A 25,777-nucleotide genomic window follows, 5' to 3' on the forward strand; every position below is an offset into this window, starting at 1 on the left:
AGGGGTAGCAAAAAGCCTGGCCCAGGGCTTTCAGGCAAAACCCAACCCTGTTATGCTGTTGCCAAAGGAGGCAACTACGCCATGTCTATGCGTGTTCTTGGGATGATTCTTGCGGGGGGGCAGGGTTCAAGGCTATTTCCCCTCACGGCCAAACGCGCCAAGCCTTCTGTGCCGTTTGGAGCGCGCTACCGCATCATTGATTTTGTACTCAACAACTTTCTGAACTCGGGGATTTACAGCATCTATGTACTCACCCAGTTCAAAGCCCAGTCCCTGACCGAGCACGTGCAACGGCACTGGCGCTTTGGGGGCTTTCTGGAGGATGCCTTCATCCTGCTGGTGCCGGCCCAGATGTACCGCTACGAGGAGCTGGGGCCGGTCTGGTACCGTGGCACCGCCGATGCCATCTACCAGAACCTGCACCTCGTCAACAACCACAAACCCGAGAACGTGGCGATCTTTGGTGGCGACCACATCTTCAAGATGAACATCGCCCACATGCTGGACTACCACAACGACCACAAGGCCGACCTGACCATCGCGGCTTACCCCGTGCCCATTGAGCAGGCCAGCCGTTTTGGAGTGCTGCAGGTAGACGAGCAGTGGCGCATGGTGGGATTTCAGGAAAAGCCCAAAAACCCCACCCCCATCCCGGGCAAACCGGATCAGGCCCTGGTCTCGATGGGCAACTATATCTTCCGCACCGAAGCCCTGGTAGAGAAGCTCGAGCATGACGCCAAAGACCCCAACTCCTCGCACGACTTTGGCAAAGACGTAATCCCCCGGGCCCTAAGCGAGGGCTACCGTATCCAGGTCTACGACTTCAAGCGCAACCCCATCCCCGGCCAGCAAGGCCCCAACACCTACTGGCGCGATGTGGGTACCATTGATGCCTATTTTGAAGCCAGCATGGATCTGATTCAGGTTACCCCTGAGTTCGACCTGTACAACCCCGAATGGCCCCTGCGGGCGGCCAACTTCAACTCCCCACCGGCCAAGTTTGTGCACGAGGCCGGGGCCCGTACCGGGCAGGCTTTCAACAGCCTGATTGCCGGAGGCTGCATCATTTCCGGGGGCACCATCCGCGAGTCGGTGATTTTTCGCCGAAACCGCATCAACTCCTATGCCCTGGTCGAGCGCAGTGTGCTCTTCGACGAGGTCGAGGTGGGGCGTTATGCCAAGCTGCGCAACACCATCGTGGACAAAAACGTCATCATCCCGCCCCACACCGAGATTGGCTACGACCTCGAGGCCGACCGCGCCCGGGGCTTTACCGTCACCTCGGAAGGCATCGTGGTGGTGCCCAAAAGCTACAGGTTCTGATCTGTGCTTATTGCTGATAGCCTATAGCCAATAGCGGTTTTACCCTAAGCTATTAGTCATTGGCTACAGGTATTTTATGGACAAGCATCCCGGTAAGGTTTTTTATCGCCTGACACGCATTTTCCCCGGCGACCAGCTACCGGGTGGACGGGCCCCTGCGGCCAAGGTCTACGCCAATCCGCTGGAATCGTTAGAGCTTGCGGAGCCCGCCCGCGACGGGGGGCCGGCAGTATGGCGGGTGCTGTCCAGGGTTGCGCCCACCACCCCCAAAGTGGGCTCCTCCATCACCCAGGCTGAGCTTTCGCAGGTGCTGGCCCCGCTGGCGGTGCGCCGGGGGGGGCGGGGCTATCCTTCGGCAGGGGGAGCCTATCCCCTCGAGGTCTACCTGGCCGTGCAGCACCTGCAGGACACCTTCCAGGGCATCTACCACTACGCTGCCAAACAGCACCAGCTAGAACAGCTTTCCAGCCGTTTCGACCCCAAGGGTTGGCGAGCAGCCCTGATGGATCTGGAGGCGGTGGAAGCCTCGGCGGCGCTGGTGGTTTTTAGTGCCGTACCGGAACGCTCCGAGGCGGTGTTTGGGCTGCGCGGGTTTCGCTATGCCCTGCTCGAGGTGGGCTACGCGGTGGGCGAGGTGATGGTGGCCGCCACCGCCCTGGGCCTGCAGGCCTATCCCGCCGAGACCTTCTACGACGAAGAAGTGCGCAAACTCCTTTCGCTGCCCGATACCGAGCATCCGGTGGTGGTGCTGCTGCTGGGCCGGTAGACCTCGGGTGCCCTCCGCCCCCCAAGTAACGGTAGGGCCAGTGCCCCTCCTGACAGCGGAAGGTAGGGCCTTCGCCTTCGCTTCGCGGCCATAGGCGGTATGCTTTGCTAGAGATGGACGCTCCAGAAGCGGTTTTTGTCTACGGCACCCTCAAGCAGGGCGAGCGCAACTTTTCGGTCTCACAGCAGGCGGGCTGGGTGCGCTCAGAGCAGGCCTACATCGAAGGTTTCCGGCTGTTTCACATCCCCCAGGGCGATTTGCGGCCCTACGCCTATCCAGCGGTGGTGCGGGGCCAGGGGCGGGTGTTTGGTGAGGTGCAGTGGTTCGCGAACCTATCCCATGCTCTAGAGCTGCTCGATGCGCTCGAGGATGAGGGCGGCGAGTACCTGCGAATCCCCACCACCGCCTACCTTTACCGCCAGGCCGCACCACCCTGTGCAGTCTGGCTGTATACCTACCCCAGCCTGCAAGCCGTGCAGAGCGTATCGGGCCTCTGGCTGCCGGAGGGGGTCTGGCGTGAAGAAAAGGAGCCCAAGGGGTAAACTGCCTTTGAGCTTATGAAAGTTGCCTTCGTTGCCTCCGAAGCTTTCCCCTTTGCCAAAGTGGGGGGCCTGGCCGATGTGGTGGGGAGTCTGCCCCAAGCCCTCAAGCGCCAGGGCCTCGAGCCCACCATCTTTATCCCCTGGTACTGGGGCATCCAGGGCTACTACGTGGGCGAGGCCTGGTTCACCTTCCAGGGCCAGCGCGAGAAGATTGGGATCGGCCACGCCGAGCACGGTGGGGTACGCTACGTGCTGGTGGGGCTGGGGGACTTTGCCCGCGACAAAGCCTACGGCTACCCCGACGACTTCCGCCGCTTCGTGCGCTTTGCCCTGGCCACTGCCGAGCTGCTGGGCGATTTTGATGTCGTTCACGCCCACGACTGGCAGGCGGCCCTGCTCCCCCTGCTGCGCAACCTGGGCTGGTTCAAAGCCCACACGGTCTATACCATCCACAACCTGGCCTACCAGGGGGTCTGGGGCTCCCAGGACTTCTACGCCTGGACGGGCCTGCCGGGCGAGACCTACTACGGGGCGGGCCTCGAGCACCACGGCTCGGTCAACCTGATGAAAGCCGGGATCGTGAACGCTGACGCCGTAACCACCGTCTCGCCCCGCTACGCCTGGGAGATCACCACCCCCGAAGGGGGCGAGGGGCTGGACGGGGTGCTGCGGGCGCAGCAGTGGAAGCTCCGGGGCATCTTGAACGGCCTCGACACCGACTACTGGAATCCGGCCACCGACCCCTACCTCCAGCACCACTACGACGCCCATAACTTCTCGGGCAAGGCCCAAAACCGGGCCCTGCTGCTATCGGAGCTGGCCCTGGAAGACCGGCCCACCCTGGGGGTGGTCTCGCGCTTTGCCCACCAGAAGGGCATCGACCTGATTGCCGATGCGGTAGACGGCCTGATGGGCCTGGGCATAAACCTGGTGGTGCTGGGCAGCGGCGACCCCAGCCTCGAGCGCACCTTCGCCTGGATGGCCGCCCACCTCAAGGGGCGCCTGGCCTACGTGCAGGGCTACCACGAAGCCCTGTCCCACCGCATCTATGCTGGTTCCGACGGTTTTCTCATGCCCTCGCGCTTCGAGCCCTGCGGGCTGGCCCAGCTCATCGCCATGCGCTACGGAACCCCCCCCATCGTGCGGGCTGTGGGGGGCCTCTTGGACACGGTAAAACACTGGGAAACCGGCTTCATGTTCGACTCAGCCGATGCAGGCGGCATCCTGCACGGAGTGCGGGAATTCCTCAAGCACCCCGACCGCGAGTCGGTGGCTAGAAAAGCCATGCAGCAGGATTTTTCCTGGGAAAAGCCCGCCCGCGAGTACGTGGCCCTCTACCGTCAACTGCTAGGGATGTCGTAGAGCAACGGGCCATAATAAGCAGTGTCTTTGATTTGTTCTTTTTCTGGGATCCCCGCCTGAAGCGCGGGTAGCAACATCTCGAAAAACCAGGGTGCTCTGACAATCCCTAATGGAACGATTCAGGCGGGGTTCATACTAGCTCCCCTCAGCCGGACGGTAACGGGAAGGGTAGTTGACAATTTTGTCCCACTCGTCCGCGGTCGAGCGGGCCACAAAGACAATTAGCTCCTCCTCGCCGATGTTGAAAACCTCGTGCGGCACGCCGGGTTTGATGTAGATAAAGTCGCCCGCCTGGTTGATGACCTCTTTTTCCAGATTCTCGCCAAAGGTGTGTTTGACTTTGCCCTGCAGGATAAACAGCATCACCTCGAAGCCATCGTGGATATGGGCATAAGCAATCGCCCCCGGCGGCACGGTGGCCACGTTAATGGAGAGGCTGGTGGAGCCTACGTTTTTGCCGGACATGCCCTGCAGGTACTGGATGCCGTTCCAGGCCCGCCGGTTACCGCCGCCGCGAATCACGCTGATGCCGCCGTGGTCCTCTACCACACCCAGGTCTATCGGACCTGTGTCAGGAGTTTTTGACATGCCGTATTCTACCCAACCCCCAATCCCTCCGGCAAAATGCACTAGGGCTCGAGGGCCAGCCGCACCAGCCGGTCGAGCAGGGCCGGGTACTCGAGGCCGCTGGCCTGCCAGAGCTTGGGGTACATGCTGGTGGGGGTGAAGCCGGGGATGGTGTTGAGCTCGTTGAGGTAGAGTTCGCCCGTGCCCGACAGGAAAAAATCCACCCGGGCCATGCCCCGCACGCCCAGGATGCGGTAGGCCGCAATGGCCGTAGCCCGGATTTTGTCGGAAAGTTCGGGGGCAATGGAAGCAGGCAGATGGAGCTGCGCTTTACCCGCGGTGTACTTGGTTTCGTAGTCGTAAAACTCGGCCTGGTAGGTAATTTCGCCCACCACGCTGGCCTCGGCCTGGATATTGCCTAAAAGGGCCACCTCGAGTTCCCGCACCCCTTCGATGCCCTGCTCCACCAGCACCTTGTTATCCCAGGCAAAGGCCTCGGCCAGGGCCTTGGTCGCGTCCTGTTCGGCCTTGACCTTGGAGATGCCCACCGAGGAGCCGGTGTTGGCCGGTTTGACAAAGTAGGGCGGCGCGAAGGGCGGCCTGGAGGCAGGCTCGCCTTTGTAAAGGGTAACCCAGGGAACCACCGGTATGCCAGACTGCTGCAAAACCCGCTTGCAGAGATCCTTGTCCATGCACAGCGCCGAGCTGGCCACGCCCGCGCCCACGTAGGGCCGCCGCAGCAACTGCAAAAAGCCCTGGATGACCCCATCCTCGCCCAGGGGACCGTGCAACAGCGGAAAAACCACGTCGTAATCCGGCCAGGGAATGGGGGGCGGGAAGGGGTGGGTACCATGCTCCGCGACCCCGGCCAACAGGGCTTCGTGCGCGTCCTCCCCCAGCAGCCACCGGCCATCCTTGGCCATCACGGCCAGCTCGGTGGGGTGGGGCATGGCCGCCAGCACGCCCCGCGCCGAGGAGAGCGAGACCTCGTGTTCGCCGGGGGGGCCGCCGGCCAGTAGCAAAACCTTCAAAGGGCCCTCCACGCGGATCGGCTTATGCAGGGTGGCACCGGGAGTACGATGTGCAATTGACTCATATGGATGATGATACTATTCAGGGATGGTGATGGAGCCTCGAGCTGTGCTCAAAGGCCCCTTCGAATATAGACTGGGGTCATGAGCTGGGTTGTGGTTTTTCTGGCCCTCTTTGTACTCATTGCCCTGTTTGGCCTGGTCAACTACTGGGGCTACCGGCGGGTCGAGAAAGCCCAGCAGGCCTGGTTCCGCCAGGTGCTGGGGGAGGGGGTAGATGTGGAGCAGTTTTTGCAATCGGCCCCTTACACGTACAAACCCCTCAAGGGCAGCAAGGCCTACGGCATCGTGGATAAGCGCACCGGCGAAGAGGTCTGGCGGGTCAAAACCCCCGAGGAGGCCGAAGCCTGGATCGTCACCAACACCCTGGCCGAGCGGGGAAAGTTGCCATCGAAGCCGGGAAAACCAGGCTGAACCAGCCGGCTTCTACCGGCTATTTTGCTGGCACACCGGGCAGAAGTGCGTTCCGCGCCCACCCACCACCATCTTGACAATCCGGCCCTTACAGCCCCTGCGCCTGCAGGGCTGGCCGGTGCGATCGTAGGCCTTGTGGGCAAACTGGAAATAGCCGGGCTCGCCGTTGGGTTGCTGATAGCTTTCGTCCGAGAGGGTGGAGCCCCCGGCCTCGACCGCCTGCCCCATAACTTCCCGGATGGCCCTGTGCAGCCTTTTTACTTCGGCGGGGGAAAGGGTATGGGCGGGCCGTTCGGGGTGAATTTTGCTCAGCCACAGCGACTCGTCGGCGTAGATGTTGCCCACCCCCGCCACCGCTTCTTGTGAGAGCAGTACCTCTTTGATTTTTCGGCGGGTCTGGGCCAGCGCCTGTTTGAAGCCGACTGGGGTAAAGTCCGGTGAGAGCGGCTCGGGCCCCATGCGGCCTAAGAGGCCAATCTCGCGGTAGTCGCCCGCCTCGACCACCCACCACTTCCCAAAGCGGCGGGGATCGGTATAGTAGAGGGTCTGCTGGGGGAGCACAAGGGTTACTCGAGTGTGCCGGTGTGGCTCGAAGCGAAAGCCGCCGGTCATGCCCAGGTGAATAATGGCCTCGAGGCCCTGGTCGAGCTGCAGAATCAGATACTTGCCTCGGCGCGAGGTGCCCAGTACCTTGCGTCCCTCGGCCCGCTCGGTGTGGCGGTAACGGGCAGGGTCTTGGTGCAGGAGTTTTTGGATGCGCTGGCCCAGCAAGTAGGGCTCGAGGATGCGCCGGGTGGTCTCGACTTCGGGAAGCTCGGGCATAGCAATGTACAGTTATATCAGCTCTGTACAGGACAAACCCTGTTGCACATGACCAAAACCCATACGCGTGGGCCTGGCCAGCGCGTATCGCACCAAGCTTTTGGGGTGGTTCTTGCAGGGCAGCAAAACAAGTTGGCAAACACACACTGCTGGGGTGCAGTCTCTTCTAAACTGCTCGCTGGCTATGATTACCATGTACACAACCTCCTGGTGCCCCGACTGCCATGCCACCAAGCAAGCCCTGGCAAACCTTGGTTTGCCTTTCAAAGAAGTCAACATCGAGCAAGACCCCAGCGCTTTAGAGCTGGTGATGAAGGTCAACAACGGCAAGCGCAGCGTGCCCACCCTGGTATATGGCGAGCATGCCGCCTCGATGAGCCGGTTCTCTATTAGCAAGCTTAAGGCCTGGGTCGAGCAGGTGGGCCTTCGGCCTGGTGATGCGAACCCCACCTGAAGCTTTCGGCTAAGTGCAGGTCAAAACCGAATGGGTGTAAAGCCCCGGCGGTGCTTAGGGGGGCCCAGCAAGAAGAACGCATTGGGGACGTTTCCCGTCACGGCGGTGACCCAGCCGAATTCGGTACAAGAAAACATGCCCAGTACAGCCAAAAAGCCGCACTGGGCACTTTGCTACTGCTTGGTTAGCCTTTTCTCGCGGCTTCTACCGCGTTACGAAAAAATTCGAATACCTCCACTCTGGGCGCCGACTGAGCCTGGGCAGCAGGGGCAATGCGGTAGGAGGTGACCTCGAGGTCAATCAGGCCGCTTTCGGCGCTGCTGGTGAGGCGAACACTGGCACCAGCCGGCACCCGGAACCAGACCTCGAGTTCTTCCTGCAAAGGCAACAAAAGCGCATTGTCGGCCAGAGCGCCAGCCTGAATGCCCGGGAGGAAAATGGCGCGGGCTTCGCGCGGTTCTTGAATCTCAAGCGTAAGGGGCGCAGCGCGTCCCGAGATACCCACCCCTAAGGGGTTTTCCACGTAGACGTTGCCTTTGAGGCGCAGCAGCGAAGCTTCGTCGTGGCTGGCCCAGATAATGCCTGAGGTGGTGCCCTGGGAAGGGGTGCGTATCCAGCGCACATGCCGCCCATCCACCTCGAAGCCCTGCCCGAAGCGGGCTTCTTCCAGCAAGGCCAGTTCGCTGCCTCTGGCTACCTCACTTATGCTGGGCGACATTGGGAGGGTTTCGCTCATGCCCAGCCAGGCCTTAAGACCATAGCGTGTCCAGCCGGGCAGAGTATTGACAAATGTGCCCCAGTCAGCGGTGTCGCCGGCCATCAGGCGGTGGTAGGCCTCGGCCATGCGCTGCTCCTCCATGGCACACTGCAGGGCGGCCTGGCGATGGTACTGCTGGCGCCGGCCCGGCTGTAGCCCCAGGTACAGTACGCGGCGGCTGGCATCATCGGCAAACTGCCACTGGCCCGCATAAATCAGCCAGCCACGGCGCTCGAGTTCGTCGAGGTAAGGGGTGGCCTCGAGGGCATCCAGCAGGCCCTGGCTGTAGGGGCCTGGATGTACCGACAGGCGCTCGAGGGCCAGGCGGGCCTCCAGCGAAAGCATCCGCGCCTCGAGCTGAACCTGCGCCCGCACCCGCTGGGGCAAGGGCAGCTCGGTGCCGCCGTGGGGGACAGCCAGCAGCTCGCGCAGGTGGCCCGGCGAGCCGCCCGAAGCCAGAAACAAGCGCGCCGCCTGAGCAAAGGGCAGGTTCGAGAGCATAGAAGCCCGCGCCTCGGCCCAGGACAAGGGAGGCAGGGTAATGTAGCGGGTTCGCTCGGCGGGGTAGTGGCTCCTGAGCTCCAAAAGCAGCTTGGGGTCTTCGCCATAGGAAGAACGCTCCACCACCCACAGCCCGTCACGGTCGGTAAGGATGCGCTCCATCGAAACGTCGGTATAGGGTGGACGCAGGTAGTGCAGGGCCTTGCCGCCCCCGCGGGGGCCTTCCAGGAAGGGTATTCCCAGGACTTTAGCCAGGGCCTGGGCAAAAGCCGTGCGTCCTGAGCCAGGCCGCCCGGTCAGAATCAGCACCGAGGGCAACGCAATTTGCGAGGCCACCTCCTGCACCAGGCGCTCGCGCCCCACAGTGCCGGTGCTGTTGGCCATGAGCTGTGAGCGCTGACCCTCGAGCCAGGCCCTGAACTCCACCGAGATTTCTTCCAGCCCCTCCATGGGCGCCCCAGGCGAAGGGGTACGATCCAGCGTTACGAAGGGCGGGAGTTGCAGGGGGTCTTCGCCTGCTTTGAACAGGGTGTAGCCCAGGGGGGCCAAAGCCTGGCTCAGGCGGTGCAGTTCGACCCGCAGGTTCTGCGAGGCCGCCGAGTGGCCCCAGAGCAGGTCGGCCAGCACTTCGCGCCGGGTAGCCCCTTCCAAAGCGAGGTAATACAAAATTGCCAAACCCTTGCGCTGGATCTTTAGCTCACGGCCTTGATACTCTAGCCGGGCCGGGCCCCATAGCTTAAGTTGGATGGGTCCTCCAGTTTTATTCATGTGTACGCTCCTTGCAAATTCCCTGGGAGGCCTGGTGGCTTGGTTGTAGCAAAAACCCAGTAGCGAAAATCCCGGCGTGAATGCCGTGCTGATCACGACCGCTGGCTGTGCGGGGTACTATAAAAGCATTAGAGTGTATCACCAGGGCCGATCCAGCGCGGGGTTGCCACAAACCCTGCCAGAAGACAGGCCTCACCAAATGGCTCGAGCCATCTCGGAAGGTGCTTTGTGCGTTACCTCTTTTTCCCAAAGCGTGAACTCCTTCGTTAAACCTCTCATGCAGGGTAACACGGTGAAAGCCAACCCCGTGTGCAAAATGCACATCCACGTAACACCGGCGTCCTGAAAGGGGGTTGGGCGTTAAGCCGTGATGGATAAACCCCCAAACGCACCTGGGCGTGAGACAATCTGCAAGTATGCCACTGATAAAAATCTTGCTTCTTCTCGCAACCTTCGGCCTTGCCCTGGCGCAAAACCCCTCCTGGCCCCCCAAGCTCGAGCCGGGCCAGACTTGGCTGGTGGTGATAGGAAACACCAGCTGGATCGTTCGGCTGGGCGCAGCCCAGAACGGAGTCTATTCGGCCAAGGCCGAAGGCCCCAATGCCCGCGAGGCCCAGGTAGGCTTCTTTACCAGGTTCGCCATTGGCCAAACCAGAAACAGTCCCGGAACGGTCTTTCAAAATGTACTGGTCTTCGATTTCAAAGCCTCTCCCGAAGGGCCCGGCTTTAACTGCATCCTAAGTTCCCTTAGCGAAGGTTCGGCCCGCTTTGAAAACAACCCTACTGCCGGTAGCTTTACCCCCTGTCGTGCTGTCCTTCAGGTGGCCTCGGCCAGGCCTGCCTGGCCCCCTCGGCTCGAGCCGGGCCAGGTCTGGAACTTCACCCTCGAGGCCCAGGGCCAGCGCTTTGCCTGGAACGTGCGGCTGGGCGCAGCCCAGAATGGGGTCTTCGAGGCCCAGGCCCAGGGCGTAGACACCCGTCCTGCTCAGGTGGCCTATTTTGCCGATACCCTGCCAGGCACCAGCTACAAAAACGTACTGGTTTTCGACTTTAAAGCCCCGACCACCCCCTCGAGCTTTGCCTCACCCTTTACCTGCCTGATCCAGCCCGACGGCAAGGGTACGGTAGCGCTGGCCGGGGTGCCCTGCAGTGCCACCCTGGGCAGCGCCAGCAGCGGCACCTCAGGCGCAGCCGGGGCTCCCACCTGGCTCAAGGAAGCCCGCAAAGAGCCGGTAGCCGGCCAGGTCTGGCGGCTCGAGGCCTTCAACGTGGCCTGGAGCCTTACCCTGAGCAAACCCGAAAGCGACGGGTTTTCCGGCACGGCCCGCATGGTGGAAAACCGCAGCGGCGACCCGCTCCCTGCCGACTGGGCTTTTCGCCTGACCTACGTGGGCCGTACCGTTCGACTCGATGTTTCCGCCGGGCAGGCCATCGTCTCCTGCCTGCTGGAAGAGCAGTACCAAAACGCCGTGGATGGCGTGCTGCGTGGGGAGGCCAACCTCTACAGCCAGGGGCAGCAGGGCAGCCGTGGTCAGGCGGGTTGCCGGGTGGTTCTGAGCACAAGATAGGGCGCTCTTCACTAAGCTGCTCACAACTCGATTGCTTTGTCCTGCACAGCACAGTGGCCTCCCGGATGGGAGGCCACGCCTGTGAAGAGCGCAATAAGCTACATCACCTCGGGTGCTTCCAGGCCCAGCAGGCCCAGCCCCTGCTTGAGGGTCTGGCGCAGGGCCCTGACCAGCTCCAGCCGTACCCCGCGCAGCCCAGCGGGCGCGGTCAGCACCGGCGTGGCGGGTTTGCCCTCGGGGGTTTTGGCGTTGTAGAAACTACTCCAGGCCGCGGCCAGCTCGAGCAGGTACTGGGCTACAATGTGCGGCGCTTTGTTGCGGGCAGCATCCTGCACGGCTTCGGGAAAACGGAGCAGGGTCTTGGCCAGGGCCACCTCGTATGGGGTGGCCTGGGCGAAGTCGGCTTCTTCCTGCAAAACCCCCTGCTCTTCGGCTTTACGCAGAATCGAGCCCGCACGGGCATAGGCATACTGGATGTAGGGGCCGGTATCGCCTTCGAAACTCAGGGCCTGGTCGTAGCGGAAGTCGATTTGTTTTTTGGCCTCGGTTTTGAGCATGGCAAACCGCACGGCACCCACCCCAATTTGTTCGGCGGCCTGCTCGGGGCTGGGGTGGTCGGGGTTTTTTTCGGCAATCAACGCGCGCACGCGCTTGACCGCTTCATCCATCACCTCGTCCACCGAGACCACAATGCCCTTGCGCCCCGACATCTGCCGGCCCTCCAGCAACACCGTCTCGTAGGCCAGGTGGAAGCATTTTTCGGCCAGGTCGTGCCGCCCCTCGACCTCGAGCGAAGCCTGCACCACCCGCAAGGCATGGCTCTGGCGGGCATCCACCACGTTAATAGTCTCGCTGGCCCCACCAAAGGGCATGTGCACCCCTTCGGGATGCGAGCTATAGAGGGGGGTGCCGCTGGGCTGGGTATCGTACTCCACAAACTGGAGGCCCTCCAGCAGGCCCATCTTCCAAAACTGCAGGGCGATGTCCTTGGCGGTATAGGTCGAGGTGCCGTTGGAACGAATAAGCACCAGGTAGGGGTCTTCCAGGCCCGGAATAAAGGCGCTGGTATCCATGACCAAAGCGCCCGCATACTTGCCCTCGCTGGGGCGCGAGACGTAGGGGGAGCTTTCCAGGGCCTGCATGGCCTTACCCAAAAGCCCTTCCCGCACGATATCGGACTCCCAGACCAAAGCGCTGTACTCGGCCCCCAGACGGTACATGGTCTGTAGCTGGGCCCGCAGAATTTTGTCTACCTCGCCGCGCAGTTCCCCCGCTTCCAGGCGGTGCAGCGTGGCCTGTACCCCCTGCTCGATGTTGGCTTTCTGCGCGGGGTTCTCCATGGCCTGGTGCAGCCGCACGTAGGCCTGGCCCACCCAGTGATCGTATTTGACCTGCGCAGGCGTTTCCTTAAGGCCAAAGTACTGCAGGGCAAATAGGCTCTCGGCCGCCTGTCGCCCGGTATCGTCGATGTAGTTCATCACCTCTACCTGGCGGCCCGCAAAGCGCAGGATTCGCGCCAGGGAGTCGCCCAAGCAGATGTTGCGCAGATGCCCAACGTGCAGCTCCTTGTTGGGGTTGACCGAGGTGTGCTCCAAAAGTACCTTGCCCTCGGCCCTGGGAAAAGGGGCCAGTGGCAGGGTGGCCGACTGCACCAGGAAGGCCGGCTCGAGCTCAAAATTGAGGTACCCCCCCACCACAAAGGCACGCCTGACCCAGGCCGGGAGCTGGATATTTTGCAGCAGGTCGGCGGCAATCTGGGGTGGGGCTTTGCGCAGGGTGCGGGCCAGGCTCATGGCCACCGGCGTACCGTAATCGCCTTCTTTGTCGGGTGGGGTTTCCTGCACGACAATCTCGGGCCATTCGCTCAAGCCCAGGGCCTCCATGGCCTGGGCAATGGCTGCTTTGAGCTGGGACTTGATCTCGGGGCGAGAGGCTAACACCGAACTAGGATAGCAGAAAGATTCCCCTGTGCTTCCCCAGACAGTAGCCAGACAGTAGTATGAGCCCGTGAAGCCCATCGAACACCTGGAGTCTCGCCTTCCGGCCATCCTGCAAGACCTCGAGGCCATCGTGACCCTCGAGGCCCCCTCCCACGACCTGAGCGGCCTGGCCAAAGTGGCCGACTGGATTGCCACCCAGTTTGGCCCTTTGGGAAGCCTAAAGCGCGAAGAAACCCCCAACGGCCCGCTGCTGCGGGTGCGCATCGCGGGCTCGGGCAAAAAGGTGCTGGTGCTGTGCCACTTCGACACCGTGCACCCGGTGGGGGCCTTTGCCGTGCCCTGGAAGATCGAGGGCCAGCGGGCCTATGGCCCCGGCGTCTACGACATGAAGGGCAACATCGTACAGCTATTGTGGGCTTTACGCACCAACCAGGCCCTGGGGCTGGCCCTACCCGCGCTCGAGCTTCTCTTCACGCCGGACGAAGAGGTGGGCTCGATGGCCTCACGCGCGGCCATCGAGGCGGGCGCGCTACGCAACGACCTGGTGCTGGTGCTGGAAGCCCCCATGGGCAACGGCGACCTCAAGGTGGCCCGCAAGGGGGTGGGCCAGTACCGCCTTACCGCCCACGGTAAACCAGCCCATCAGGGGGTCGAGCCTGAGAAAGGGATCAACGCCATCGTCGAGCTGGCCCATCAGATTCCCAGGGTGGTGGCCCTGCAGGACTGGGAAAAAGGCACCACCCTGGGGCCCAATGTGATCAAGGGGGGCACCACCAGCAACGTGGTTGCGGCCACGGCCTGGGTGGAGATCGACCTGCGGGTCTGGACTTTGTCTGAGGCCGAGCGGGTCGAGCGCGCGCTTAAGGATCTGCAACCGGTGCTGCCCGGGGCCACCCTCTCGCTGGAGGGCGGCCTGAACCGACCCCCCATGGAGCCCAGCCCGGCCTCGCTCGAGCTCTTCGAGCGGGCCCGGCGCATCGGGGCCGAGCTAGGGCTACAGCTTGGCCCGGGGCGGGTGGGAGGCGGCTCGGATGGCAACTTTACCGCTGCTTTGGGGGTACCCACCCTGGACGGGCTGGGCCTGTTCGGCGAAGCGGCCCACCAGCTCAGCGAGAACGTCTACATCCCGCAAATTCCCGCCCGCATCGCCCTGCTCTCGGGCCTTTTGCACGAACTGGCCCAATGAAGCTCTCCCCCAGTGCCCAGAAGGTGCAGGAAGCCCTGCATCGGCGGGGCTTTGACCACCTGCAGGTGCAGGAGCTGTCGGCCTCAACCCGCACTGCCCAGGAAGCCGCCAGCGCGGTGGGTTGTGCGGTGGGCCAGATTGTCAAGTCGCTCATCTTTAGGGGGGCAACCAGCACCAAGCCCTATCTGCTGTTGGTCTCGGGGGCCAACCGGGTAGACCTGCCTCGGCTCGAGGCCTACCTGGGGGAGCAGTTAGAAAAGCCCGATGCCGAGTATGTGCGCCGGGTAACCGGCTTTGCCATTGGCGGAGTGCCACCCATCGGCCATACCCAGCCCCTAGAAGCCCTGTTTGACCCCGACCTGCTCGATTACGAGCGCATTTACGCCGCTGCCGGAACCCCCTTTGCGCTGTTTGGCCTCTCGCCACAAGAGCTGCTGCAGCTTACCGGGGGGCGCGTGCTGGCCCTCAAGTAAAGCGGGGGCTAAACCCAGCTTACCGCCCCAAAGGTGTCCTCGCGGCGGGGGCTGGTGGAAAACATTACCACTGGGGTCTGGGTATAGTCTTCGATAAGCTCGATAAAATGCTTCACGCTCGAGGGCAGCCCCTCGCGGCTGCGGATGCCCTCGAGGTTGCCCCAGCCGGGAATTTCCACGTACTTCACGCTGCCGTCGGGGCGGTGCTCGACACCCACTTTAACCACCGGAAAGCCCGAGAGCACATCCAGCTTGGTGAGCACCAGGCCATCGAAACCGTTGACCTCGCAGGCGTATTTGAGCAGCACCAGGTCGAGCCAGCCGGTGCGCCGGGCCCGCCCGGTGGTCACGCCAAACTCACCGCCCTTCTGCCTTAGATATTCGTCTTCTTCACCAAAAAGCTCGGTGGGGAAAGGGCCGTTGCCCACCCGGGTGGCATAGGCCTTGGCCACCCCATAGACCTTATTGATGGCCTTGTGGCTTACCCCAGTTCCAACGATAATTCCCCCCACCGTAGGGTGCGAGCTGGTCACGTAGGGGTAGTCGCCGTAGTTGAGGTCCAGGAGGGTGGCCTGGGCGCCCTCAAAAAGCACCTTCTTGCCCTGCTTGAGGGCCTCACGCAACAGCTGTCCGGTATCGGCGATATGAGGGGCCAGCATCTCGCGCATCCGGTAGAGGTCGGCCAGGGCCTTTTGGGGGGTATCCCAGCCCGCTTCTCTAGTCGAATTGGGTTTTTCGGTGAGCAGGGTTTGCACCCGCTCTTTGAGCACCGCCTCGTCGAGCAAATCGCCCGCCCGGATGCCCACCCGCCGGGCCCGGTCGGAGTAGGCCGGCCCGATACCCCGTTTGGTGGTACCCACAAAGTTGTTGCGGGCCTCCACAGCCTTGTGGTGGGGCAGCACCAGGTGGGCCTTATCCGAGACCAGCACCCGGGGGTTCAGGCCCTCGGCCCGGATGTTCTGCATCTCCTCGGCGAAGCGGTAGGCGTCAATGACCATCCCGTCGCCCAGCACGTTGGTGGCCTGGGGGTGAATGACCCCGGTGGGCAGGAGGTTCAGCTTGAAGGTTTTGCCCTGGGCCACCACGGTATGGCCGGCATTGGCCCCGCCCTGGTAGCGCACCACAAAGTCGGCATCCTCGGCGAGGGCGTCGGTTACTTTGCCTTTTCCTTCGTCGCCCCACTGGGCTCCAATAATGGCGATTCCTGGCACGGAATATAGCCTAAGCCCAAAGGCCGAAAGGGAAAAGCCCTTGACTACAAACCAGGCAGCAGCAGGCTGAGGTAAAAGCGCGGCCCGGCCTCCCCCAGGCCCTGGGCCCCGCCCAGGGCCACGCTGCCCCCAGGGGCAAGGTAGAACAGGGTCAGGCCAAGGCGCAGCTCCGCCCCCAGCGAGAAGCGGGTCTGCTCGAGGCGCAGGGGTGAGCCGGCCACCCCCGCATCCATAAACACAGCGAGGCTCAGGTCGTCGAAGAACACCGGCCAGTTGCCCAGTCCGCGCTCGAGGCTCCAGGGCGGCAGGCGGTACTCGAGCGAGCCCACCAGGGCCTGCTGGCCCCGCAGCTGGCCCGGCGCGTAACCCCGCACTGCCAGGGGCGGCTGGCCTCCAGCAACCAAGGGCAAGGCCCCCAGGTCGAAACCATCGTAGGCCAGGGGCGAGGTGGTGAAGCCCCCTCCCAGGCGCAAGCCTATAACATGGGTGGCCTCGAGCGGCAGCCGCATCTGCAAGCCCAAGGCCCCCTGCACGCTATAGCGCCAGTCCGGGCTGCCCTCCCGCACAAAAGCCGTGCCCAGCAGGCTCAGGCTGCTGCGCAGGCGAAAGAGATCGCTGGCCGTGGTATCGGATACCCGAATGCGGGCCGAGAAGGCATGGGTAACCGTGTTCTGGTTGGGGTCGAGGGCGGGCTCGAGCAGATCCGTGCGCACGTACTGCATATCCAGGCCCCCCTGCGCCGACCAGAACGAAGCACCCACGCCCTGGGCGCTATCCCGGCCCGCCCCCACCGCCTGCAGCACCAGCGGAAACCCCAGGCCGGCGTACTGGTAGGCCAGGTTGTAGTAGACCCCACGAAAATTGCTGTCGAAGCCGGCCCCCACAGAATAAGCATGGATGCCCACGGGGTCGGAGGCCGCAAACGAAACCCCCAGCACCGCCGAAAGGCCAAACCCACCCACCCCGATTCCAGCGGTGGGTAGCCAGTAGAGCGGGCGCAGGTAGGGGAAGGGGTTGTAAGCCTCCCCCTGTGCAGCCTCGGCGGGCCTGAACTCCGGCAGGGGTTCGCGCTCCAAAGCTATGCGCTTCCAGGTGCGGGGGTCATAGGCCACCTGGTACAGGTTGTAGCCGGCCTCATCGTAGCCGGTAAAGATGAGGTGCTGCTTGCTGTGGGAAATGGTGGGCTGGAGGGCCCCGGTGAGCAGGTTGGTTACCTGGAACACCGCCCCGTCTTCGAGCCGGTAGGCGTATAGGTTGTACACCCGGTTCACATCGCTGCTGTAGATCACATAGCGCCCATCCGGGCTAAAAACCGGGTCGGCTTCTACGTTTTTGTCCTGGGTGAGGGGGGTCAGGGCGCCGGTTTGCAGGGTGTAGCGGTAGAGGTCTTGAAAGCCCCCGCGCCGCAACAACGAGAGCACCAGTGAGTTACCGTCCGGCGCTACCGCGAATGAGTGTACCACCCCGTCCTGGTGGGGGAAGCTACGCAGGGGCTGGAGGTGCTCGAGTTCGATAAAGTATCGAGCCAGCTCGGTCGAGCCGTCCGGGGTGTTTTTGGCCAGGAAGATACTCTGGCCGTCGGGGGCATAGCGGGCATAATAAACCCGCTCACCGCTGGTCAGGCGCTTGACGCGCCCCTCCAGGCGGTCGTACTGGTAGAGGTCGCTGCCCACAAAGTAGGGGCTGGCCGCCCGGCTGGCGGTAAAGAGCAGGTAGCGCCCGTCCGGCGACCACTGCGGGTACTGGGCTGGGCCGTTCACCAGCTCCCGCTCTTTTTCATTCACTACGAGCCGCAGCCCGCTGCGTAGGGGTGAGGCGTGGGCGTACACCAGGCCGCTGGCGGAGTCGGTGGGCGCTTCGCTAAAAAACCCCAGCGTGCTGAGCTTTTGCGCCGGGGTCAGGCCCTCGGCCCGGATGCGGGCAATCTCACCTTCGAACTGGCTGGGCAGCCAGCGCACAAAGTCGGCGTAGATCTGGTCGAGCGAGACCCCAAAGGCCTTCAGGAAAGGCTGGTTGAAGTCCTTGAAGGCCAGCATCCCGGCGTTGGCCTCGGTAAAGCGGCGGTAGGCATCCTCGCCGAAGCGCTCCTCCAGGTACTGCACCAGCCAGGCGCTGTAGTTATAGACCAGGAAGCCCAGGGGGGGCCAGGCGGAGCGGCTGTAGGCCTGGCGGATCTCGTCGAGGGTGGGAAACCTGCCCGAGATGACCATCTGGCGCAGCATCATGCGGGTGGTGGCGTCGTTCAGGCGCGACTCGCCCAGCTTTTTGTGCTTGAGGTAAAGCACCGTGCCCTCCACAAAGGGGAAGGGCTTAACCGCGCTCTGGGCGGGCAGTTGCCCGAAGATGCGGGTACGCTCTTTGAGGGGGCCGCGCACCTGCGAGAGGTCGAAGATGTGCGCGATCTCATGGAAAATGACCGCCTCCCACCAGGAGGAAAGCCGGGGGTTGAAAAAGTCAGAGCTGCGGAACTGCCCGGTAAAAATGCCCACCCGGTTGTTGCTGGGGTCGGCGAAGCCGTTGAGGGTATCGCCCACATCCGAGAGCACCAGGCTGATCCGCCCCGGCGGGGCCTCGAAGTCGGCTTTGAGCAGCGCGTAGGCCTTTTCGGCGTAGATGGCGGCCTCGCTGGCCACGCGCTCGAGGCCGGCATGGTAGTGGATATCGAAGTGCTCGGAGCGCAGGGTAAACCAGGCCCGGGTGGGGTCGAACTGGGCCAGGGCCAGCGAGCTAAAGAGCAAAATGACGGCCAGTAAGCGCAACATTGAGCCCAGTATAGGCAATCCAGATGAAGCAGAGACAAATACCCTCCCGCGCGCGGGAGGGTCGGCAAACTTGCTGGAATTAGCGGATCACCTGCGGCACCACCCGCACCTCGCGGGTCTGGCCGTCGCGCCAGACCTTGAGGTTTACAGCCTCGCCTTGCTTCTTGGAGAGGAGCACCGCCCGCAGGTCGTTGATGTTGTTGATGGGGTTGCCGTCGGCCTCGAGCAGAATGTCGCCGTTCACCCCCAGCTCGATGACCTGTCCGGTGCGGAGCTGAAGCTGCACGGTGCGGGTCGCAGGCCGCAGCCCCGCCCGTTCGGCAGGGCTACCGCGCTCGACCTGCTGAATCATCAGTCCGGTATCGGGCAGCCGGTTCTGGCGGCGGATGTTCTCGGGGTACTCGGCCATCGAGAGCAGCGAGAGGGTTACGCCCAGACGAGGCCGGGAACGCACAATCTCTTCGGCGGTAATGTCCTTGCCCGCTTTAAGGTCGTTCAGGTACTGCTTGGCCAGGTTGATGGGAATGGCAAAGCCGATGCCCGCCGACTGCGCGGCCCCGAAAGCCCCCGCCGAACTGTAGATGAAGGTGTTAATCCCGATCACCTCACCGCGGGAGTTGAGCAAGGGCCCCCCCGAGTTGCCGGGGTTGATGGCCGCATCGGTCTGTATTACGGTGGGCACAAAAGCCCCTTTACCACTGGCGCTGCCGTCGTTGGGGTTGCGCCGGATGGCCGATACAATCCCTTCGGTCACGGTAAACTCCAGGCCGAAGGGGTTGCCCATGGCGATGGCCTTCTGCCCTACCCGCACCTGGTCGGAGTCGGCCAGGCGCATGGGTTTGAGCCTTTCGCGCGGGGCCTGCACCCGGATCAGGGCCATGTCCAGGGGTTCGGCCCTACCCACCACGCGGGCCGGGTAGCTTTTGGGGTCGTTGTGGAAGCGCACCGTAATCTGGTCGGCCCCTTCAATCACGTGGTAGTTGGTCAGAATCAGGCCGTCCTGGTCTATGACAAAGCCTGAGCCTGTTCCTTCCTGGGGTTGGGGTTGCAGAAAGGGAGCAAAAAAGCCAAAATCGCCGCTGGCCCGGGGCGCTGTTCGAACCGCCACAAACACCACCCCATCGCCGGTACGCTGCACCACGTCAATGGTGTTGCGTTCGTTTTCTAAAAAAGCCCGGCTCTGGTCAAAAGACTGCGCCTGGGCCTGCACCTGCGGCTCGCTCGAGGCCGGCAAAGAGCTCTGGCTCTTGCTCAGGTTGAACCAGGCCACCCCTCCGCCCACCACCAGCAACAAACCCAGGACGATAGAGTTTCTCATGGACATCTCAAAAACCTCCTCCCCATAGTGTAGCCAACCACGGTGAAGACGACATGAAGTGCAATTATGAAAACACCACAGTCTTGTTGCCGTAGACGATGATGCGGTCTTCCAGGTGCCACTGCACCGCCCGAGCCAGCACATTGCGCTCTAAATCGCGCCCCAGCCGCACCAGGTCGGCTACGTCGTGCCGGTGGGAGACCCGGGCCACGTCCTGCTCGATAATGGGCCCCTGGTCGAGTTCTTCGGTGACGTAGTGGGCGGTGGCCCCGATAATCTTGACCCCGCGGGTATAGGCCTGCTTGTAGGGGTTGGCGCCCACAAAAGCGGGCAGAAAGGAGTGGTGGATGTTGATGATGCGGTTGGGGTAGCGGGCCACAAAGTGTGGGGTCAGAATCTGCATGTAGCGAGCCAGCACCACCAGGTCGGTGTCGCCCAGCAGCTCCAGCATCTGGGCCTCGGCCTCCTCTTTGCGCTCTTTCTCCACAGGCACATAGTGGTAGGGAATGCCGAAGCGCTCGACCTCGAGGCGCAGGTCGTCGTGATTAGAGATGACCTGGGTCAGCTCGCAGGGCAGCTCGCGGTTGCTGTGCCGCCAGAGAAGCTCCAAAAGGGCGTGGTCGTAGCGGGAAACCAGAATGGCGACCTTCTTGAGGTCGGCGGCGTAGGCGATGCGCCAGTTCATCTCGAAGCGGGCCGCCACCCGCTCGGCAAAGGCTTTTTCCAGAATCTCCCTCGAGACATCCAGGTGGGGGGTCTGAAACTCCAGGCGCATGAAGAATAGCCCCCCCTCGGGGTCGGTGGAGTGCTGATCCAGCGCGGTGATGTTGGCCCCGTGGTTGAAGAGGAAATTCGAGACTGCCGCCACGATGCCGGGGCGGTCGGGGCAGGTAATCAGGAGCCGCGCCGTGGTGTCGGTCTGCATATCTGCCATAGGCTAAAGGCTTTGGGCCCAAAGCTCAAGGCATAAATACGCCCTCGGCACACTCTCCCGGACTTTCTTGGTCCACACTCAGATGTATGAAAAAGCTGTTTACGGGCCTGATAATCTTGCTTGCCTCGGCAGGATTCGCCCACCAACCTTTTTGGAACCCCGGTTCCCCTACGCTAGAGCAAGCCTACAAGGTGCTGGAACCCGGTGTCTCAAAGGTGGTTACCAGCCAACTGAACGCAGGTCAGCTTGGCTTCTATGTCCTCGAGCTCTCGGCAGGCTTTGTGCTCGACCTGGGGCTTTTTGTGGGTGCTGCCTGTCCACCCGCCTTTCAACCCCGGATGTGGCTGGTGGGGCCGGGTTTCCAAGGGAACGCGCGCCCACCCTTCCCCACTCCTGAGGGCATGGAGGCCAGGGTATTTTCGGGTGGCTGGCGCGACTACCGGGGCCACGGCCTGGTGGCCCGCAAAGGCCCTGAATTCCGCGAACGGCTCTCAGGCGGAACGTACTACGTGGTGGTCGAGGCGGGGAACGCAGCCGGCTATTACATGATTTCGCTGGGTGGCTCGGAAGTTCCGGGTGGAACGCCCGAGGGTCGGGCGGCGCTGGGACGGTTCAACCGTTGCAGCTAAAGGTTAGCCTGTACCCGCTACCAAAACTTGGGACACCTAACCCCTAGCACACATCTTTCGGCACGAGCACACAGAGGGCTTCAGAAAGAATGGTGCAGTTCCAACGAGCGGAAGGCTGCCCCAGGTGGTTTTGGCAAGTGGTATGTTGGTAGTATGAAAGTCAAGACTTCTATCACACTCTCCCAAGAGGTACTGGCCGCCATTGATAAGTTGCACCCCAACCGCTCGGAGTTCCTGGAGAAGGCCGCCCGGTCTTACCTGCGTGCGCTTCGCCAGGCCGAGCGGGACGCACGCGACCGCGCCCTGTACGAAAAATACGCAGCCGAGCTGAACCAGCAGGCCCTCGAGACCCTCGAGTACTCCGCCTACTACAACGAGGAAGACGAGCGTGCGGCGAGGTGAGCTGTACCTCTACCAGAAGCCGCGCGACTACGACCCCCGCAGGCAGAGGGTGTTTGTGGTGGTCGGGCGTCAGGGGTTGATTGACAGCAGCTACTCCACCGTCATCTGCGCACCGGTCTACAGTCGCTACATAGGGCTTTCGACGCAAGTGCTGGTTGGCGTCGAGGAAGGGCTCAAGCACGAAAGCGCAATCTACTGCGACGAGTTGACCAGCCTGGAAAAAAGCCGCCTGACCAATTATGTGGGTATGCTCTCGGCCGCAAAACTCAAGGAGCTCAACCGAGCACTGGCCATCGCCCTCGAGCTGCCCGAGCCGGACGACTTGGAACCTTAAACCGCTTCGGCCCGCTTGCGCTGGCTAGGGTCGAGCACCCGTTTACGCAGGCGCAGGCTCTGGGGGGTGATTTCCAGCAGCTCGTCGGGGGCCAGGAACTCCAGCGCCTCCTCCAGCGTGAACTTGCGCGGGGGGATGAGCCTTATGTTTTCGTCGGAACCGGCGGCCCGCACGTTGGTAAGCTTCTTGTTGATGTTGACGTTCACGTTCAGGTCGTTGTCGCGCACGTGCTCGCCCACAATCATGCCCACATACACCTCGGTGCCGGGCTCGATAAAGAAGTTGACCCGCTCTTGCAAGCGGAACAGGCTGTAGGCATAGGCTACCCCGGCCTCCATCGCCACTGCACTGCCGGTGGTGCGGGTTTCCAGGCTGCCCACATGCGGCCCGTAGGCGTGGAAGTTGTGGCTCATCACGCCCTCGCCCGCAGTGAGGGTGAGGAACATGGTGCGAAAGCCAAACAGGGCTCGAGCCGGCACGGTGAACTCGGCCCGGATGCGCCCCGATTCTTGTTCCATATGCACCATCTGGGCCTTGCGGCTGCCCAGGGTTTCCATCACCGGGCCAAACTTGGCTTCGGGCACGTCCACCACCAGGTACTCGTAGGGTTCTTGAACCTGGCCGTCGATCTCCTTGAGCAAAACGCTGGGCTGGCCCACCGAAAGCTCGTAACCCTCGCGCCGCATGGTCTCCAAGAGTACGCTCAGATGCAATTCGCCGCGCCCGTGCAGCTCGAAGGTATCGGGCGTAACCTCGATGACCCGCAGGGCCACGTTGGTCTCGAGCTCTTTGGTAAGCCGCTCCCGAATCTGACGGCTGGTGACAAACTTGCCCTCCCGCCCGGCAAAAGGCGAGGTGTTGGGGGTGACGGTGATGCTGACCGTGGGTTCGTCCACCGCCAGACGCGGCAGGGCCTCGGGGGCCTCCCGAGCTGCGATGGTATCGCCAATCTCCACGCCCTCCATACCGGCAATAGCCACGATGTCGCCGGGGGTTACTTCGTCTACCTCGAGGCGCTCTAAGCCCCGGTGGGTAAAGACCGCCACCACCTTCTGGTCGCGGTTGCCGTGCTCGCCCACGATGGTCACAAACTGGTTTTTGCGTACCGTACCCCGGTGAACCTTGCCCAGGGCAATTTTGCCCACAAAGTTGGAGTAGTCGAGGTTGGCTACCCGAAGCTGGAAGGGGCCATCGGCCACTTTAGGGGCAGGGATGTGCTGGAGGATGGTCTCGAACAGGTCGGTCAGGTCGGGCTTGGGGGTCTGGCCCAGCCAAGCCGTACCTTCGCGCCCCACCGCGTACAGGTAGGGGAAGTCGAGCTGTTCCTCGCTGGCCCCGAGTTCGGCCATCAGGTCGAAGGTCTCGCCCAGCACCTCGTCGGGCCGGGCGTCTTTTTTGTCGACCTTATTAATCACCACAATGGGCTTGAGTCCGGCTTCGATGGCTTTCTTGAGCACAAAGCGGGTCTGGGGCATGGGGCCCTCGGCGGCATCCACCAGCAAGAGCACCCCGTCCACCATGCTTAAAGCCCGCTCGACCTCGCCGCCAAAGTCGGCGTGGCCGGGGGTATCCACGATGTTGATCTTCACGCCCCCCCACTCCACGGCGGTGTTTTTAGCCAGAATGGTAATGCCGCGCTCGCGTTCTAAGTCGCCCGAGTCCATGATGCGCACGCCGCCCTCGTCGTGGCGGGAAAGGGCTTTGGCCTGCTTGAGCATGGCGTCTACCAGGGTGGTCTTACCGTGGTCTACGTGCGCAATAATTGCGATGTTTCTGAGTTCCATTGTGTCTCCGGTGGGATTGCCGTCTGGTATGCCGACAGCAGGCAACCCTGTCAGTGTAGCCGAAGAATCGGGGTTTTGTATACAGCAACATTTACAAAGTCTTCACCGCTTTCTGAGCGCGGTTCCCACGAATACCCAGTACCACAAAAACCGTTGTACGGGGGGTCAAATACGCTGCGTACCATACAGCGCAAGGGTGGGAACCGCAATGAGAGGGTCTTTATTGAGCCCCTCTACCTCTGGGTTAAGGAGGTGAGTCAGCGCCTCAGGGCAACCTCTACAAGTTCAACAACTACAAGTTCAACAACCAATCGGCCGCTTTCTCTGCAACCATCAGGGTGGGGATGTGGGTGTTGCCGCGCACCACCCCCGGCATCACCGAGGCGTCCACCACGTAGAGGTTCTCGGTGCCGTAGACCTTCAGGTGCGCGTCCACCACCTGCCCCATGCTGCAGGTTCCGGCGGGGTGGTAGAGGGTCTGGGCGTAGCGGCGGATGTAGGCCGCCAGCTCGGAGGGGGTTTTCACCCCGGCCTGATTGGCGTGGGGCGGGCCCCGGTAGGGGTCGAAGGCTTTTTGCGCGGCAATTTCGCGGGCGATCTCCAGGCCCCTCCGCAGCACCTCGAGGTCGCCTGGCTCGCTCAGATAGCGGGGCTGGATTACCGGCGCAGCCTCCGGGTCGGCGCTCCTCAGGCTGATCAAACCCCGGCTCTGGGGAGCCACCAGGGTGGGGCCAATGGTAAAGAAGTAGCCCTCCTCGCGGTCGAAGCCGTGGTTGCTGAAGAAGGCCGGACCAAAGTGGTACTGCAGGTCAGGGGCGGAAAGCTCGGGCCGGGTGCGTAAAAAGGCCCCCGCCTCGGCCACGTTGCTTACGAAGGGGCCGCTTTGGGTTAGCAAGTAGCGCACGATGTTGGCAAGGCTCTCGGCTTTGTCCAGGCTCACCGGCTGGGTGCTGTGCCAGATGATCGGCAGGGCCAGGTGATCCCAGAGGTTTTGTCCCACCGGCAGATCCTGCCGCACCTCGAGGCCCAGCGACTTCAGGTGGTCGGCGGGGCCGAATCCCGAAAGCATCAAAAGCTGGGGCGACTGCACCGCCCCGCTCGAGACGATCACCGCCCGGCTGGCCCGCACCTGCCAGAGCTGGCCCTGGTGGTGGTACTCCACCCCTACGGCTTTAGTGCCTTCAAATAGGATGCGGTGTACCCTGGCCCCCGTCTGGGCATCGAGGTTGGGGCGCGGCAGGGCCGGCGCCAGGTAGGCCGCAGCAGCGCTATGCCGGGCGCCGTTTTTCTGGTTGACGTGGAACAGGCCTACCCCTTCCTGCACGGGGCCATTGAAGTCGTCGTTCTGCTTCAAGCCCCACTGCTCCGCGGCCTCGATAAAGGCAAAGGAGAGGGGGTTGGTGTACTTGCGTACCTCTACATGCAAAGGGCCCTGGTCGCCGTGGTAGGGGGAGGGGCCCAGGGGATGGGTCTCGAGCTTCTTAAAGTAGGGCAGCACCTCGGCAAACGACCAGCCGGGCTGCTTCCAGTCGTCGTAGTCGCGGGGGTTGCCACGGATGACGATCATGGCGTTGATGCCGCTGCTACCCCCCAGCCCCTTGCCCCGGGGCCAGTACAGGGTGCGCCCTTCCAGCTCGGCCTCTGGCTCGGTGTAAAAAGCCCAGTCGTAAGGCCCCTTGAAGAGCTTGGGGAAGGCCGCCGGAGCCTTGCAAAATAGCCCCTGCATGGGCTCCCCGGCCTCGAGCAAAAGCACCTTCAGGTCGGGCCTGGCCGAGAGCCGGTGGGCCAGCACACACCCTGCCGAACCCGCCCCCACGATGACGTAGTCGTATTCTGGTCTCATTCAACATCATTTTATCGCTCATGCAT

The 25,777-nt window shown here is 62.7% G+C and carries 23 protein-coding genes; 12 read left to right on the forward strand and 11 right to left on the reverse strand.

Going from position 1 to position 25,777, the window contains the following annotated elements; genetic code table 11:
* Positions 1–81 precede the first annotated feature (81 nt).
* From glgC to Q355_RS0102400, 4 genes are all read left to right on the forward strand, one after another.
* Entirely contained in the window at positions 82–1,323 is a 1,242-nt protein-coding gene (gene glgC, locus Q355_RS0102385; protein ID WP_027876312.1) for a glucose-1-phosphate adenylyltransferase, read from the forward strand.
* A gap of 76 nt (positions 1,324–1,399) precedes the next feature.
* Positions 1,400–2,089 carry a SagB/ThcOx family dehydrogenase gene (locus Q355_RS0102390; RefSeq protein WP_027876313.1) on the forward strand — a complete coding sequence of 230 codons (690 nt, stop codon included), beginning with the start codon at positions 1,400–1,402 and terminating at the stop codon, positions 2,087–2,089.
* A 113-nt stretch (positions 2,090–2,202) separates the two neighbouring features.
* Positions 2,203–2,631 (forward strand): gamma-glutamylcyclotransferase family protein, encoded by a 429-nt coding sequence (locus Q355_RS0102395; RefSeq protein ID WP_027876314.1) that lies wholly within the window; start codon positions 2,203–2,205, stop codon positions 2,629–2,631.
* Positions 2,632–2,646: 15 nt separating this feature from the next.
* The gene (locus tag Q355_RS0102400; RefSeq protein WP_027876315.1) at positions 2,647–3,993 is read left to right on the forward strand and encodes a glycogen synthase; all 1,347 of its coding nucleotides are present in this window, start codon (positions 2,647–2,649) and stop codon (positions 3,991–3,993) included.
* A gap of 135 nt (positions 3,994–4,128) precedes the next feature.
* On the opposite strand, the gene Q355_RS15265 is transcribed toward Q355_RS0102400, so the two are convergent.
* Together Q355_RS15265 and Q355_RS0102410 are read right to left on the reverse strand one after the other, a co-directional pair.
* Positions 4,129–4,581, reverse strand: a complete 453-nt coding sequence (locus tag Q355_RS15265) for a cupin domain-containing protein (protein ID WP_084496020.1) — start codon at positions 4,579–4,581, stop codon at positions 4,129–4,131.
* 41 nt (positions 4,582–4,622) lie between these two features.
* The gene (locus Q355_RS0102410; protein ID WP_027876316.1) at positions 4,623–5,591 is read right to left on the reverse strand and encodes a D-alanine--D-alanine ligase family protein; all 969 of its coding nucleotides are present in this window, start codon (positions 5,589–5,591) and stop codon (positions 4,623–4,625) included.
* Positions 5,592–5,735: 144 nt separating this feature from the next.
* Here Q355_RS0102410 and Q355_RS0102415 point away from each other — a divergent pair, with 144 nt between their 5' ends.
* Complete coding sequence (locus Q355_RS0102415; RefSeq protein WP_027876317.1) at positions 5,736–6,065, forward strand: hypothetical protein; 330 nt, start codon at positions 5,736–5,738, stop codon at positions 6,063–6,065.
* Positions 6,066–6,077: 12 nt separating this feature from the next.
* Here the strand turns inward: Q355_RS0102415 and Q355_RS0102420 are convergent, their stop codons facing one another.
* Positions 6,078–6,887, reverse strand: coding sequence for a DNA-formamidopyrimidine glycosylase (locus Q355_RS0102420; RefSeq protein ID WP_027876318.1), 810 nt, complete (start codon positions 6,885–6,887; stop codon positions 6,078–6,080).
* Between the two features lie 184 nt (positions 6,888–7,071).
* Here Q355_RS0102420 and Q355_RS0102425 point away from each other — a divergent pair, with 184 nt between their 5' ends.
* Positions 7,072–7,341 (forward strand): glutaredoxin family protein, encoded by a 270-nt coding sequence (locus tag Q355_RS0102425; RefSeq protein ID WP_027876319.1) that lies wholly within the window; start codon positions 7,072–7,074, stop codon positions 7,339–7,341.
* A 184-nt stretch (positions 7,342–7,525) separates the two neighbouring features.
* Here the strand turns inward: Q355_RS0102425 and Q355_RS0102430 are convergent, their stop codons facing one another.
* On the reverse strand, positions 7,526–9,367 hold the full coding sequence (locus Q355_RS0102430; RefSeq protein ID WP_051529274.1) for a transcriptional regulator: 1,842 nt from the start codon (positions 9,365–9,367) through the stop codon (positions 7,526–7,528).
* Positions 9,368–9,783: 416 nt separating this feature from the next.
* On the opposite strand from Q355_RS0102430, the gene Q355_RS0102440 reads away from it, so the two are divergent.
* The gene (locus Q355_RS0102440) at positions 9,784–10,935 is read left to right on the forward strand and encodes a hypothetical protein (RefSeq protein ID WP_027876320.1); all 1,152 of its coding nucleotides are present in this window, start codon (positions 9,784–9,786) and stop codon (positions 10,933–10,935) included.
* 98 nt (positions 10,936–11,033) lie between these two features.
* On the opposite strand, the gene Q355_RS0102445 is transcribed toward Q355_RS0102440, so the two are convergent.
* Positions 11,034–12,875, reverse strand: coding sequence for an arginine--tRNA ligase (locus Q355_RS0102445; RefSeq protein ID WP_027876321.1), 1,842 nt, complete (start codon positions 12,873–12,875; stop codon positions 11,034–11,036).
* A 67-nt stretch (positions 12,876–12,942) separates the two neighbouring features.
* On the opposite strand from Q355_RS0102445, the gene Q355_RS0102450 reads away from it, so the two are divergent.
* Together Q355_RS0102450 and Q355_RS0102455 are read left to right on the forward strand one after the other, a co-directional pair.
* Positions 12,943–14,061 carry a M20 family metallopeptidase gene (locus Q355_RS0102450; RefSeq protein WP_027876322.1) on the forward strand — a complete coding sequence of 373 codons (1,119 nt, stop codon included), beginning with the start codon at positions 12,943–12,945 and terminating at the stop codon, positions 14,059–14,061.
* On the forward strand, positions 14,058–14,534 hold the full coding sequence (locus Q355_RS0102455) for a YbaK/EbsC family protein (protein WP_027876323.1): 477 nt from the start codon (positions 14,058–14,060) through the stop codon (positions 14,532–14,534). The genes Q355_RS0102450 and Q355_RS0102455 overlap by 4 nt, the downstream gene beginning before the upstream one ends.
* Positions 14,535–14,542: 8 nt before the next feature.
* Here Q355_RS0102455 and Q355_RS0102460 read toward each other — a convergent pair whose 3' ends face one another.
* From Q355_RS0102460 to purU, 4 genes are all read right to left on the reverse strand, one after another.
* Entirely contained in the window at positions 14,543–15,745 is a 1,203-nt protein-coding gene (locus tag Q355_RS0102460; protein WP_027876324.1) for an adenylosuccinate synthase, read from the reverse strand.
* A gap of 44 nt (positions 15,746–15,789) precedes the next feature.
* Positions 15,790–18,507 carry a DPP IV N-terminal domain-containing protein gene (locus Q355_RS0102465; protein WP_027876325.1) on the reverse strand — a complete coding sequence of 906 codons (2,718 nt, stop codon included), beginning with the start codon at positions 18,505–18,507 and terminating at the stop codon, positions 15,790–15,792.
* Between the two features lie 79 nt (positions 18,508–18,586).
* Positions 18,587–19,831: a S1C family serine protease gene (locus Q355_RS0102470; RefSeq protein WP_027876326.1), complete on the reverse strand. Its 1,245-nt coding sequence runs from the start codon at positions 19,829–19,831 to the stop codon at positions 18,587–18,589.
* A 58-nt stretch (positions 19,832–19,889) separates the two neighbouring features.
* On the reverse strand, positions 19,890–20,750 hold the full coding sequence (gene purU, locus Q355_RS0102475) for a formyltetrahydrofolate deformylase (RefSeq protein WP_027876327.1): 861 nt from the start codon (positions 20,748–20,750) through the stop codon (positions 19,890–19,892).
* A gap of 95 nt (positions 20,751–20,845) precedes the next feature.
* Here purU and Q355_RS0102480 point away from each other — a divergent pair, with 95 nt between their 5' ends.
* From Q355_RS0102480 to Q355_RS0102490, 3 genes are all read left to right on the forward strand, one after another.
* The gene (locus tag Q355_RS0102480) at positions 20,846–21,388 is read left to right on the forward strand and encodes a hypothetical protein (protein WP_027876328.1); all 543 of its coding nucleotides are present in this window, start codon (positions 20,846–20,848) and stop codon (positions 21,386–21,388) included.
* Positions 21,389–21,541: 153 nt separating this feature from the next.
* On the forward strand, positions 21,542–21,790 hold the full coding sequence (locus Q355_RS0102485) for a ribbon-helix-helix domain-containing protein (RefSeq protein ID WP_027876329.1): 249 nt from the start codon (positions 21,542–21,544) through the stop codon (positions 21,788–21,790).
* Entirely contained in the window at positions 21,777–22,124 is a 348-nt protein-coding gene (locus tag Q355_RS0102490) for a type II toxin-antitoxin system PemK/MazF family toxin (RefSeq protein ID WP_027876330.1), read from the forward strand. The genes Q355_RS0102485 and Q355_RS0102490 overlap by 14 nt, the downstream gene beginning before the upstream one ends.
* On the opposite strand, the gene typA is transcribed toward Q355_RS0102490, so the two are convergent.
* Entirely contained in the window at positions 22,121–23,908 is a 1,788-nt protein-coding gene (gene typA, locus Q355_RS0102495; RefSeq protein WP_027876331.1) for a translational GTPase TypA, read from the reverse strand. The two genes, Q355_RS0102490 and typA, sit on opposite strands and share 4 nt — an antisense overlap.
* A gap of 292 nt (positions 23,909–24,200) precedes the next feature.
* A complete protein-coding gene (locus Q355_RS0102500) occupies positions 24,201–25,751 on the reverse strand; it encodes a GMC family oxidoreductase (protein WP_027876332.1) in 1,551 nt (516 codons plus the stop codon).
* Positions 25,752–25,777 lie beyond the last annotated feature (26 nt).

This window comes from Meiothermus cerbereus DSM 11376, assembly GCF_000620065.1.
Taxonomy (GTDB): Bacteria; Deinococcota; Deinococci; order Deinococcales; family Thermaceae; genus Meiothermus; species Meiothermus cerbereus.